Here is a 12,261-nt window from a genome sequence, read left to right on the forward strand (position 1 = left end):
CGACCCGCCCCGACCGTCCTGCCGGACGGCCTTGACCGGTGGTCGTCGGCGGCACCGATTAATCTTGGGTTCATGTCGAGCCCCGCCGAGCGGTACGCCGCGGCGCGCCGCCGGGCCGCGCAGGCCTCCGCCTTCCCGGCCCTGGACGAATTCGCCCGTGACCTCGGGTTCGATCTCGACGACTTCCAGCGTGAGGCGTGCGAGGCCCTGGAACGGGGCAGCGGGGTGCTGGTCTGCGCGCCGACCGGCGCGGGCAAGACCGTGGTCGGGGAGTTCGCGGTGCACCTGGCGCTGCGCGGCGCGCCCGGCGCGCCGGCGGGCGGCGACGCGCCGGCCACCCGGCGCAAGTGCTTCTACACCACCCCGATCAAGGCCCTGTCCAACCAGAAGTACCACGACCTGGTCGACCGCTACGGCGCCGAGCACGTCGGCCTGCTCACCGGTGACAACGCGATCAACGGCGACGCGCCAGTGGTGGTGATGACCACCGAGGTGCTGCGCAACATGCTCTACGCCGGCTCGGCCACGCTCGACGGCCTGGCCTACGTGGTGATGGACGAGGTCCACTACCTCGCCGACCGGTTCCGCGGCGGGGTCTGGGAAGAGGTGATCATCCACCTGCCGGAGTCGGTCACGCTGGTCTCGCTGTCGGCGACCGTCTCCAACGCCGAGGAGTTCGCCGACTGGCTGGTCACCGTGCGCGGCGAGACCGCCGTGGTGGTCTCCGAGCACCGCCCGGTGCCGCTGTGGCAGCACATGCTCGTCGGCAAGCGGATGTTCGACCTGTTCCACGACGCGGACGCGGCCCGCAAGCACGACGTCCACCCCGAGCTGCTGCGCTACACCCGCGACACGATGCGCCGGCTGGAGCTGGGCGAGGGCCGCAGCGCCGGCCCGGGCGGCGGCCGGCGTGGCCCGCGCTGGCGCGGCCCGATGCGCCCGGACATCGTCGACCGGCTCGACCGGGAGGGGCTGCTGCCGGCGATCCTGTTCATCTTCAGCCGGGCCGGCTGCGACGCCGCCGTGCAGCAGTGCCTCGCCGCCGGGCTGCGGCTGACCTCGCCGGAGGAGCGCGCGGAGATCCGCCGGGTGGTGGAGTCGCGGGTCACCGCCATCCCCGGCGAGGACCTGTCCGTGCTGGGCTACTGGGAGTGGCTCGACGGGTTGGAGCGCGGCCTGGCCGCCCACCACGCCGGCATGCTCCCGGCGTTCAAGGAGGTCGTCGAGGAGCTGTTCGTCCGCGGCCTGGTCAAGGCGGTCTTCGCCACCGAGACCCTCGCGCTGGGCATCAACATGCCGGCCCGGTGCGTGGTGCTGGAGCGGCTGGTCAAGTTCAACGGCGAGGCCCACGTCGACCTCACCCCGGGCGAATACACCCAGCTCACCGGCCGGGCCGGTCGGCGGGGCATCGACGTCGAGGGGCACGCGGTGGTGGTCTGGTCGCCGGAGACCGACCCCCGGCACGTGGCCGGGCTCGCGTCCACCCGCACCTACCCGCTGCGCTCCAGCTTCCGGCCGTCCTACAACATGGCCGTCAACCTGGTCGGCAGCGTCGGCGCGGCGCCGGCCCGCGAGCTGCTGGAGTCCTCGTTCGCGCAGTTCCAGGCGGACCGGTCGGTGGTCGGCCTGGCGCGGCAGGTGCAGCGCAACACCGAGACGATCGAGGCGTACGGCGCGGACGCCGCCTGCCACCAGGGTGACTTCGACGAATACTTCGCGCTGCGGGTGGCGATCGCCGACCGGGAGCGGGCCATCGCCCGGCAGGGGCAGACCCAGCGCAAGGCGGCGGCCGTGGCCTCGCTGGAGCGGCTGCGGGTCGGTGACGTGATCCGGGTGCCGTCCGGGCGCCGGGCCGGGCTGGCCGTGGTGCTCGACCCGGCCACCGGCGGCTTCGGTGAGCCCCGCCCGCTGGTGCTCACCCAGGACCGGTGGGCCGGGCGGGTCAGCCCCGGCGACTTCACCACCCCGGCCGAGGTGCTGACCCGCATCCGGGTGCCGAAGCACTTCAACCACCGCTCCCCGGCCGCCCGGCGCGACCTGGCCGCGGCGGTCAGCGGCACCGGGCTGGACCGGCACGCCGGCCGGCGTGGCGGGCGATCCCGCCAGGCGGTGGGGGAAGACCATCAGCTCGGCCAGCTCCGGGTCGAACTGCGCACCCACCCCTGCCACGCCTGCCCGGACCGGGAGGAACACGCCCGCTGGGCGGAGCGCCGCCGCCGGCTGGAGCGCGACACCGACGAGCTGCGCCAGCGGGTGTCCGGGCGGACCGGCTCGCTGGCCCGCACGTTCGACCGGATCGTCGCGCTGCTGACCGCGCGCGGCTACCTCGCCGCCGACGGCGAGGTCACCGACGCCGGCCGGATGCTGGCGCGGATCTGGACCGAGGCGGACCTGCTGGTCGCCGAGTGCCTGCGACGCCGGGTGTGGGACGGGCTCTCCCCGGCCGAGTTGGCCGCCGCCGTGTCGGTGGTGGTCTTCGAGGCCCGGCGGGACGTCGACGAGCGGGCCTCGCTGCCGCGCAACGCGGTCGCCGACGCGGTCGACGAGACGCTCAAGCTGTGGAGCGACATCGAGGCGGACGAGGCGGCGCGTGGGCTGACCGTCACCCGGGAGCCGGATCTGGGCTTCGCCTGGCCGATCTACCGCTGGGCGCGCGGGGAGGCGCTGGCCAAGGTGCTCGCCAGCGGGCACCAGGTCGACGGCGAGATGCCGGCCGGCGACTTCGTCCGGTGGGCGCGGCAGGTGGTCGACCTGCTCGGCCAGCTGGCCGACTCGGGTGGCGCCTCGACGGAGCTGCGGGCCACCGCGCGGCAGGCCATCGCGGCCGTCAACCGGGGTGTCCTGGCCTACCACGCCTCGGCCTGACAATCACTTTCGGTCACCGTCGGCGGGAAATCGACGCATCGTTCCGTCACTGTGACACCACCCCCCGAACATTCGGGGGGTCGGTGTCATGCCTGGTCAACGCCTGTCCGATCATGTCCGAGGCGCGCTGGTTACGCGTCGGTAGCAGATCGGGGGGAAGGTCGCCGTGGGCGAGATCAATCACTTTGAGTACGGGTGGATCACGCCCGCGCTCAGCTACGCGCTGTCCGTGCTCGGCTCGGCGCTCGGCCTGGTCTGCGCCGGCCGGATCCGGACCGCCACCGGCGCCGGCCAGCGGGCGTGGTGGGGCCTGCTCGCGGCCTGGGCCCTGGGCGGCACGGCCATCTGGGCGATGCACTTCATGGCGATGCTCGGCTTCGCCGTCGGCGGTACCCGGATCCGCTACGACGTGCCGCTGACCGCCGCCAGCACGGCCATCGCGGTGGCCGCCGTCGGCATCGGCCTGGCCATCGTGGGCACCGGCCGGCTCACCGGTCTGCGGCTGCTCGCCGGCGGGTTCTTCACCGGCGCCGGCGTGGCCGCCATGCACTACACCGGGATGGCCGCCATGCGGCTGGACGGCTCGCTCGCCTACGACCCGCTGCGGGTGGCGCTGTCCGTCGTCATCGCGCTGGTGGCCGCCACCGTGGCGCTGTGGCTGGCGATGACCGTCCGGCGGGCGCTCGCCATCATCGCCTCCGCGCTGGTCATGGGCATCGCGGTCAACGGCATGCACTTCACCGGCATGAGCGCGCTGTCGGTGCACCTGCACGAGGGGCGCGGCGCGGCCACCGGCACCGAGGTGAGCGGCCTGCTGGTGCCGATCGTGCTTGCCGTGGTCTTCGGGGTGGTCGGGCTGGTCTACGCGCTGCTCGCGGCGCCCTCCGACGACGACCGGGCCGGCGCCGCATACGTGGCCGCGCGGCTCGACGGCGCGCCGTCGGCGGCCCCGGCCGAACCGGCGCCGGACCCGGTGGGCCTGCGCGGCCGCTCCACTTTGGCCCAGCCCGGCGCCCCGTTCCCGTCGCGCCGGAGCACCGACCGCCGCTCGTGATCAACTGATCACGACCGGTCACACTTCCCGGGCCTTATCCTGGGCCATGATCGACACCAGGTCGGGGAGGTGGCGGGGTCTGGTGGCCGCGGATGCCGCCACTCCGCCGAGGTGGAGGCGATCAGCCTGCGGCGCGGCTCGGCCGGTCAGGTGCGAGGGGCGGCAAGGGCGTCGACCAGCCGGCGGCAGGAGCCGGCCAGGTTCCACCGCTGCGCCAGGTCGAGCAGCCGGTCCGGATCCGCCGGGGACGTCGGCAGCGCCGGGCTCAGCTCGGGCAGCGGCACGTCGGTGGCGACCCGCACCACCGTGGGCGCCACCGCCAGGTAGTCGCGGGCGGCGTCGAGCTTGCCGCGCAGCCCGGGCGCGAAGCCGGACCCGGGGTCGTCCAGCGCGGCCAGGATGCCGTCGAGCCCGCCGTAGCGGTCGATCAGCCGGGCGGCGGTCTTCTCGCCCACGCCGGGCACCCCGGGCAGGCCGTCGCTCGGGTCGCCGCGCAGGGCGGCGAAGTCGGCGTACCGGTCGGCGGGCACGCCGTAGCGCCCCCGGACCGCCGCGTCGTCGCAGTCGTCGAGCTTGGCCACGCCTCGGCCGACGTAGAGCAGGCGCACCTGCCGGTCGTCGTCGACGAGCTGGAACAGGTCGCGGTCGCCGGAGACCACCTCGGCCGGGCCGGGCTGGGTCACCGACAGCGTGCCGAGCACGTCGTCGGCCTCGTAGCCGTCGGCGCCCACGGCGGGGATGCCGAGCGCGTCCAGGACCTCCAGGATCATCGGGACCTGCGGGGAGAGCGTGTCCGGCACGACCTCGCCGCCCTCGGGCGCGACCCGGTGCGCCTTGTACGACGGCAGCAGCTCCACCCGCCACGCCGGCCGCCAGTCGTGGTCGAGCGCGCAGACCATCCGGTCGGGCCGCCGGGTGCGCACCAGCTGGGCGAGCATGTCGAGGAAGCCGCGCACGGCGTTGACCGGCTGGCCGTCGTCCGTCTTCGCCGCCGACTCGGGGATGCCGAAGTAGGCGCGGAAGTAGAGGCTGGGGGAGTCGATCAGGAGGATCGGGGGTCGGTGTGCCACGCCGACCAGCGTGGCATAGCCCTCCGACGAGATGGGGGAGGCCGGCACGGCGCCGGGAAACCCGGGGGCGCGGGCGGTCCGGGGTGCGCAGACTGACGGGGTGAGCTTCGTACCCGGTCTGACCCTGGCCCGCCGGTTCCACGACGAGGTGGTGGCCCCGCTGCTGGCCCGGCGGCTGCCCGGCCTGCGCTACTCCGCCGGGCTGCTCGACGGCGGTTCCGAGCTGCTCGGCCTCGACACGGCGCGCTCCACCGACCACGACTGGGGTCCGCGTACCCAGATCTTCGTCGCCGTCGCGCCGGACGCGGCGACGGTGCGGGCGGTGCTCGACGCGGAGCTGCCGGCGCGGTTCCTCGGCTGGCCGACCCGGTTCGCCGGCGGGCCGACGGTGCGGATCGGCACGGTCCGGGCCGACGGCGACCGGCACGGTGTGAGCGTCGACGAGCTGGGCGCGTGGCTGCGCGACCGGCTGGGAGTCGACCCGCGCGCCGGTCTGACGGCGGCGGACTGGCTGGCGACGCCCACCCAGCGGCTGGCGGAGCTGACCGGCGGGGCGGTGTTCCACGACGGGTTGGACGGCGCGCTCACCGCCGTCCGGGCGCGGCTGGCCTGGTATCCGGACGACGTCTGGCGGCACGTCCTGGCGGCGTGCTGGCAGCGGGTGGCGCAGGCCGAGCACCTGGCCGGCCGCTGCGCCGAGGTCGGTGACGACCTGGGCAGCCGGGTGGTGGCCGCCGGGCTGGCCCGGGACCTGATGCGACTGGGCCTGCTGACGCACCGCCGCTGGCCCCCGTACGCGAAGTGGCTCGGCACGGTCTTCGCCGCGCTGCCGGCGGCGACGCCGGTGGTGGACGCGCTGACCACCGCGCTCGGGCCGGGCGACTGGCCGGCCCGACAGTCCGGGCTGGTCCGCGCGCTGGAGACGGTGGCCGGCTGGACCAACGGCACCGGCCTCACCGCGCCCGTGAAGCCGACCGCACGGCCGTTCCACGACCGGCCCTTCCTGGTGCTCGACGCCGGGCGGTTCACCGAGGCGCTGCGCGCCGCAATCACCGACCCGCACCTGCGCGACCGGCCGCCGCTGGGCGCGGTGGACCAGTACCTCGACAACGTCGACGTGCTCACCCGCCCGGGCCGGGCCCGCCGGGTGGCCGCGGCGGTGCTGCCGGACCGGCCGCCGGTTGTCGACTCCGGGCCGGGGGCCTAGACTCCGACTCGGTCGCATCGATCCGCGACCGTCTATCTCGTCTCCGAGGGTCCGGGCCGCCCTTCGCAGGCGCCTCGTCGGCGACCACGCCGCGACGCGCCACCGCGCGGTGTCCCCACCACCGAGGAGAACCCATGCTGTCCATAAGGAGCAGACTCCGACTGCTCGGCGCGGCCCTGGCCGCGGCCGGACTCGCCGCCGTGGCGGCGCTGGCCGCCCCGAGCCCGGCCGCAGCCGCGTCGCTGACCGAGGTGACGAACTTCGGCGCCAACCCGAGCAACCTGCGGATGTACCTGTACGTCCCGAACACCGTCGCGGCCCGGCCGGGGCTGCTCGTGGTCAACCACTACTGCACCGGCAGCGGACCGGCCATGTACTCCGGCACCCAGTTCGCGGCGCTCGCCGACCGGTACGGCTACGTCGTCGTCTACCCGTCGGTCACCCGCAGCAGCAAGTGCTTCGACGTCTCCTCGCCGCAGGCGCTGCGCCGCGACGGCGGGAGCGACCCGGTGGGCATCAAGTCCATGGTGGACTACGTGCGGCAGCGGTACCCGGTCGATCCGGAGCGGATCTTCACCACCGGCACCTCGTCCGGGGCGATGATGACCAACGTGCTGCTCGGCGTCTACCCGGACGTGTTCCGCGCCGGCGCGGCCTTCGCCGGGGTGCCGTTCGGCTGCTTCGCCACCACCAACGGCTCCGAGTGGAACAGCGAGTGCGCCAACGGGCAGGTCCTGAAGACCCCGCAGCAGTGGGGCGACCTGGTGCGCAACGCCTATCCCGGGTACTCCGGCCCGCGCCCGCGGATGCAGCTCTGGCACGGCACCAACGACGAGACGCTCCGCTACCCGAACTTCGGCGAGGAGATCGACCAGTGGACCAACGTCAACGGGCTGAGCCAGACGCCCGCGTACACGGACAGTCCGCAGCCGGGCTGGACGCGCACCCGCTACGGCGGCACCGGCGGCACCGCGACCGTCGAGGCGATCAGCATGCAGGGCGTCTCGCACAACCTGCCGGTCGACGCGGCCCAGGCGGTCCGCTTCTTCGGCCTGGACAGCACCACGCCGCCGACGACCACGCCGCCGACCAGCGCCCCGCCCACCACGCCGCCGCCGACCACGCCGCCGCCGACCACGGCCCCGCCGACGACGCCGCCGCCGTCGGGCGCGTGCCGGGTCGGGTACGTGGTGAACGCCTGGAACACCGGGCTGACCGCGTCCGTGACGATCACGAACACCGCCACCTCGCCGGTCAACGGCTGGAGTCTCGCCTTCACCCTGCCGGGCGGGCAGACGATCACCGGTGGCTGGAACGCCACGTACGCGCCGACCAGCGGGACGGTGACCGCCCGCAACGTCTCCTACAACGGCGCCGTCGCGCCGGGCGGCTCGGTGACCATCGGTTTCCAGGCCACCCACACCGGCAACACCGGTAGTCCGGCCGCATTCACGCTCAACGGCAGCCCCTGCGCCGTGGCCTGAACCCGCTGCCCCGGGGCCACCGGCCGGGGTGGCGGCGTCGCGCCGCAGCGATGCCGCCACCCCGGCGCACCGGATCCGATCATGGCCCGAGGCTTTGTTCCGGACTTTTCACAAGGCGCGAAAAAAGGAGTCGACAGGGCGTCCGGGAATTGACATGCGCCACTGCGCGCGGGGATGGTCCACCGCACGGACGGGCACCGGTCATCCGGCCGGAACCCGTCCGCCGCACCGGAACCGCCGCCCCCGCCCCCGCACTCCACCCGTCCCGGAGATGCCCATGTCACCCGTACGACTCCTGCTGTCCCCACCCCGTCGGTCCGCCCGGCGGACCCTCGCCGCGCTGACCGCCCTGCTCGCCGCCGTGGCGCTGGTCGGCCCGCCCGGTCCGGCCCGCGCCGCCGACCCGCTGCTGTCGCAGGGGCGGCCCACCACCGCCTCCTCGACCGAGAACGCCGGCACCCCGGCGTCCAACGCCACCGACGGCAACTCCGGCACCCGCTGGTCCAGCGCGTTCGCCGATCCCCAGTGGATCCAGGTCGACCTCGGCGCGACCGCCACCGTCTCCCGGGTCAGCCTGGCCTGGGAGGGTGCCTACGCGCGGGCGTACCAGGTGCAGACCTCGACCGACGGCGCCACCTGGACCACCGTGTTCAGCACGACCACCGGTGACGGTGGCACCGACGACCTGACCGTCAGCGGCACCGGCCGCTACGTGCGGGTGTACGGCACCGCCCGCGCCACCGGCTACGGCTACTCGCTCTGGGAGTTCCAGGTCTACGGCAGCACCGGCGGCGGCAGCGGCTGCGACACCGCGACGAACGCGGCCCAGGGCCGGCCCGCCACCGCCTCCTCGACCGAGAACGCCGGCACCCCCGCCGGTGCGGCGGTCGACGGCAACCCGGGCACCCGCTGGGCCAGCGCCGCCGCCGACCCGCAGTGGCTCCAGGTCGACCTGGGCAGCGTCCGTACCGTCTGCCGGGTGGTGCTGAGCTGGGAGGCGGCCTACGGGCGCGCGTACCAGATCCAGACCTCGACCGACGGGGCCACCTGGACCTCCGTCTACAGCACCACCAGCGGCGACGGCGGCACCGACGCCCTGACGGTCAACGGCTCCGGTCGCTACATCCGCGTCCACGGGACCGCCCGGGCCACCGGCTGGGGCTACTCACTGTGGGAGTTCACCGTGCACACCACCGGCGGCGGCACCGTGCCGGGCGGCGGGTCGCTCGGACCCAACGTCATCACGTTCGACCCGTCGATGTCGGCCGCCAGCATCCAGGCCCAACTCGACTCCGTCTTCCGCACCCAGGAGTCCAACCAGTTCGGCACCCAGCGGTACGCGCTGATGTTCAAGCCGGGCGACTACTCCGGGATCAACGCGCAGATCGGCTTCTACACCTCGATCATGGGGCTCGGCCGGAACCCCGGCGACGTGCGGATCCACGGTGACATCACGGTGGACGCCGGTTGGTTCAGCGGCAACGCCACCCAGAACTTCTGGCGCTCGGCGTCGAACATGCAGGTCTTCCCGTCGGCGGGGTTCACCCGCTGGGCGGTGTCGCAGGCCGCGCCGTTCCGTCGGATGGACATCCAGGGCGACCTGAACCTGGCCCCGAACGGCTACGGCTGGGCCAGCGGCGGCTACATCGCGGACAGCCGGGTGACCGGCGTGGTGCAGCCGTACTCGCAGCAGCAGTGGTACACCCGGGACAGCAACGTGGGCGGCTACCTCAACGCGGTGTGGAACGTGACCAACTCCGGGGTGGTCGGCGCGCCCGCGACCAGCTTCCCGAACCCGCCGTACACCACGCTGGCGCAGACCCCGGTCAGCCGCGACGTGCCCTACCTCTACCTCGACGGGAGCGGCACCTACCAGGTCTTCGTGCCCTCCACCCGGACCAACGCCAGCGGGGCGTCCTGGCTCGGCGGCGCCACCCCGGGCACGTCGATCCCGCTGAGCCAGTTCTACGTGGCCAAGCCCGGCGACTCGGCGGCCACCATCAACGCCGCCCTGACCCAGGGCCTGAACCTGCTCTTCACCCCCGGCGTCTACGCCGTCGACCAGACCATCGCGGTCAACCGGGCCGGCACCGTGGTGCTCGGCATCGGCTACCCGACGCTGGTGCCGCAGAACGGCGTGGTGCCGATGACGGTCGCCGACGTCGACGGCGTCCGCCTCGCCGGGCTGCTCTTCGACGCCGGCGCGGTGAACTCGCCGGTGCTGCTCCAGGTCGGCCCGGCCGGGTCGACCGCCAGCCACGCCACCAACCCCACCTCGATCCAGGACGTCTTCTTCCGCATCGGCGGCGCCCACGCCGGCAAGGCCACCACCAGCCTGGTGGTCAACCAGGACGACGCGCTGATCGACCACATCTGGGCCTGGCGGGGCGACCACGGCACCGGCATCGGCTGGACCGTCAACACCGCCGACACCGGCCTGATCGTCAACGGCGACAACGTCACCGCGCTCGGGCTCTTCGTCGAGCACTACCAGAAGTACGAGGTGATCTGGAACGGCGACAACGGGCGGACGATCTTCTTCCAGAACGAGTTGCCGTACGACCCGCCGAACGCGGCCTCCTGGATGAACGGTTCCCGGGTGGGCTACGCCGCGTTCAAGGTCGCCGACGCGGTCACCACGTTCGAGGGATGGGGCATGGGCAGCTACTGCTACTTCAACGTCGACCCCACCATCGCGGCCTACCACTCCTTCGAGGCCCCCACCCGGTCGGGCGTCCGGTTCCACGACCTGCTCACCGTCTCGCTGGGCGGGAACGGGTCGATCACCCACGTCATCAACGACACCGGCGGCACCGCACAGGGCACGAACACCGTGCCGGTGAACGTGGTCAGCTACCCCTGACCGGAGCCCGGGGGCGGCCGGCCGCACGTGCCGGCCGCCCCCGGGGCATGACCGCCACCCCGGCGGGTACCCGCGCCGGAGGAGACACCGCGGGAACGGGAGGGGCGCAGATGAAGGTCCGGAGCTCGCTGCGCGCGTTGAAGCGCAAGGCCAACTCGATAGTGGTCCGCCGCCGCGGCAAGCTGTTCGTGATCAACAAGGCCGACCGGCGGCAGAAGGCCCGGCAGGGCTGAGCCCCGGTGGTCAGGGGGTTCGAGTCACCGGTGTGGGACGCGCGGGCGTGACGCCCTCCACCGGAGGGTGCGGCTGCGGCGGCGTGGGGGAGAGCAGGCGGGCGGCGGCGAAGCCGACCAGCGGCCGGTAGATCCGCACCGAGTCGGCGAGCGCGGAGAAGTGCGAGCCCGAGTTGCCGGCGTGGTACCGGGTGGCGATGTCGACCTGCTCGATCGGCAGCCCGTCCCGCACGGCGTGCAGCAGCACGTTCATCTCGTACTCGAAGCGGTCGCCGGGGACGGTGCCGAGCCAGCCGAGCATTCCCGCCGGATAGGCGCGCAGCCCGGTCTGGGTGTCCCGCACGTCCCGGCCGGTGGCCAGCCGGAACGCCGCCCGGGTGGTCGCGTTGCCGAACCGGCTGCGGGCCGGGACCTCGCCGTCGAACCGGCGTACGCCGAGGGTCGCCGCCCCGGTGGCGCGCATCCGGTCGGCCACCCTTACTACGTCGTCCACCCGGTGCTGGCCGTCAGCGTCCACACACACCACGTCGTGCCCTGGACGGTCGGTCAGGGCGTACCGGAAGCCGGTGCGCAGCACCACGCCCTTGCCCCGGTTGACCCGGCGCCGCAGCACCGTCGCGCCCCGGGCGCGGGCCTCGGCGAGCACCGCGGCGGCGGTCGGGCCGCTGCCGTCGTCGACGACCAGCACGCAGACCCCGGGCAGCGCCGCGACCAGGTCGGCGACGAGCGGCGGCAGACGGTCACCCGGTCGGTACACCGGCACGAGCGCGATCACGGAACCTCCCGGGGACTCGCCCGTCGGCACGTCCGCCGGGTCGATCGACGAGCGTTCTACCCCGGCCGTCGGCCGACGAATCCCCGCCCGCCGAGCAGCCGGACCGCCCGGGTCAGTCCGCGCTCGCGGCGCAGCAGCGCCTCCGGGGTACGCAGGCCGAGATAGCCGAGCCGGCACGCGACCCGGGCGGCCCGCTCCCGTCGCGCCGGCACCGGATCCGGCCCGGTCACCGGCACGTCCCGCAGCGCCGGGCCGGACAGCCCGAGCGCACGCCCGGCGAGCAGCCGGACGCGGGGCAGGTGCCAGGGATGGGTGACCAACCCGAGTGGACGGTCCACGCCGAACTCGGCCGGATCGAGCAGCCCGTCCTGCACGGCGTGCGCCAGGTTCTGCAACGTGGTCCGGGACCGGGTCTCCACGGCCGACCGGACGTACGCGTCGAGACCGGCGTCGCGGGCGAGCGCGCGCATCAGCTCGCCCTCCCGGAAGCCGTCCGGCGGGCCCGGCGCGCCGGCCGGCCCGTGCGGCCAGCCGCCGGTGAACACCACCCGCGCGGCGGGGTCGCGGCGGAACGCGGCGGCGTGCGCGCGGACGTACGCCACGGCGGCGTCGGTGCGCGCGGCGCTCTCGGCGGTGAGCCGGTAGCCGTCGTCGTCGGCCACCACCCCGCGACCGAAGACCAGCAGCACGGTGGCGGTCGGCGTCATCCC

Annotated in this window: 9 protein-coding genes; 6 read left to right on the plus strand and 3 right to left on the minus strand. The window is 74.3% G+C overall.

What is annotated here, in order from left to right; translation table 11 throughout:
- Positions 1 to 72 precede the first annotated feature (72 nt).
- Entirely contained in the window at positions 73 to 2,865 is a 2,793-nt protein-coding gene (locus ACN27B_RS23670) for a DEAD/DEAH box helicase (protein ID WP_099161202.1), read from the plus strand.
- A gap of 166 nt (positions 2,866 to 3,031) precedes the next feature.
- Positions 3,032 to 3,919: an MHYT domain-containing protein gene (locus tag ACN27B_RS23675; protein ID WP_099161201.1), complete on the plus strand. Its 888-nt coding sequence runs from the start codon at positions 3,032 to 3,034 to the stop codon at positions 3,917 to 3,919.
- Positions 3,920 to 4,065: 146 nt separating this feature from the next.
- Here ACN27B_RS23675 and ACN27B_RS23680 read toward each other — a convergent pair whose 3' ends face one another.
- A complete protein-coding gene (locus ACN27B_RS23680; protein WP_099164604.1) occupies positions 4,066 to 4,989 on the minus strand; it encodes a 5'-3' exonuclease in 924 nt (307 codons plus the stop codon).
- Between the two features lie 100 nt (positions 4,990 to 5,089).
- Here ACN27B_RS23680 and ACN27B_RS23685 point away from each other — a divergent pair, with 100 nt between their 5' ends.
- The 4 genes from ACN27B_RS23685 (at position 5,090) to ACN27B_RS23700 (ending at position 10,776) form a co-directional block, all read left to right on the plus strand.
- Positions 5,090 to 6,196, plus strand: coding sequence for a DUF4037 domain-containing protein (locus tag ACN27B_RS23685; protein ID WP_422741547.1), 1,107 nt, complete (start codon positions 5,090 to 5,092; stop codon positions 6,194 to 6,196).
- Positions 6,197 to 6,330: 134 nt separating this feature from the next.
- The gene (locus tag ACN27B_RS23690; protein ID WP_099161200.1) at positions 6,331 to 7,680 is read left to right on the plus strand and encodes a PHB depolymerase family esterase; all 1,350 of its coding nucleotides are present in this window, start codon (positions 6,331 to 6,333) and stop codon (positions 7,678 to 7,680) included.
- 277 nt (positions 7,681 to 7,957) lie between these two features.
- Positions 7,958 to 10,543, plus strand: a complete 2,586-nt coding sequence (locus ACN27B_RS23695; protein ID WP_422741548.1) for a discoidin domain-containing protein — start codon at positions 7,958 to 7,960, stop codon at positions 10,541 to 10,543.
- Positions 10,544 to 10,653: 110 nt separating this feature from the next.
- The gene (locus ACN27B_RS23700) at positions 10,654 to 10,776 is read left to right on the plus strand and encodes a 50S ribosomal protein L36 (RefSeq protein WP_091575115.1); all 123 of its coding nucleotides are present in this window, start codon (positions 10,654 to 10,656) and stop codon (positions 10,774 to 10,776) included.
- 10 nt (positions 10,777 to 10,786) lie between these two features.
- Here ACN27B_RS23700 and ACN27B_RS23705 read toward each other — a convergent pair whose 3' ends face one another.
- Both ACN27B_RS23705 and ACN27B_RS23710 read right to left on the minus strand, forming a co-directional pair.
- Positions 10,787 to 11,551: a glycosyltransferase family 2 protein gene (locus tag ACN27B_RS23705; protein WP_422741549.1), complete on the minus strand. Its 765-nt coding sequence runs from the start codon at positions 11,549 to 11,551 to the stop codon at positions 10,787 to 10,789.
- A gap of 56 nt (positions 11,552 to 11,607) precedes the next feature.
- Positions 11,608 to 12,258: a YdcF family protein gene (locus tag ACN27B_RS23710; protein ID WP_099161197.1), complete on the minus strand. Its 651-nt coding sequence runs from the start codon at positions 12,256 to 12,258 to the stop codon at positions 11,608 to 11,610.
- Positions 12,259 to 12,261 lie beyond the last annotated feature (3 nt).

The sequence above is a fragment of the Micromonospora sp. WMMD754 genome (assembly GCF_049315235.1).
GTDB lineage: Bacteria > Actinomycetota > Actinomycetes > Mycobacteriales > Micromonosporaceae > Micromonospora > Micromonospora sediminicola.

Excerpts from the sequence above, each read along its gene's own strand:
- ACN27B_RS23695 (WP_422741548.1), top strand. The coding sequence starts at position 7,958 with ATGTCACCCGTACGACTCCTGCTGTCCCCACCCCGTCGGTCCGCCCGG.
- ACN27B_RS23670 (WP_099161202.1), top strand. The coding sequence starts at position 73 with ATGTCGAGCCCCGCCGAGCGGTACGCCGCGGCGCGCCGCCGGGCCGCG.
- ACN27B_RS23690 (WP_099161200.1), top strand. The coding sequence starts at position 6,331 with ATGCTGTCCATAAGGAGCAGACTCCGACTGCTCGGCGCGGCCCTGGCC.
- ACN27B_RS23700 (WP_091575115.1), top strand. The coding sequence starts at position 10,654 with ATGAAGGTCCGGAGCTCGCTGCGCGCGTTGAAGCGCAAGGCCAACTCG.
- ACN27B_RS23710 (WP_099161197.1), bottom strand. The coding sequence starts at position 12,258 with ATGACGCCGACCGCCACCGTGCTGCTGGTCTTCGGTCGCGGGGTGGTG.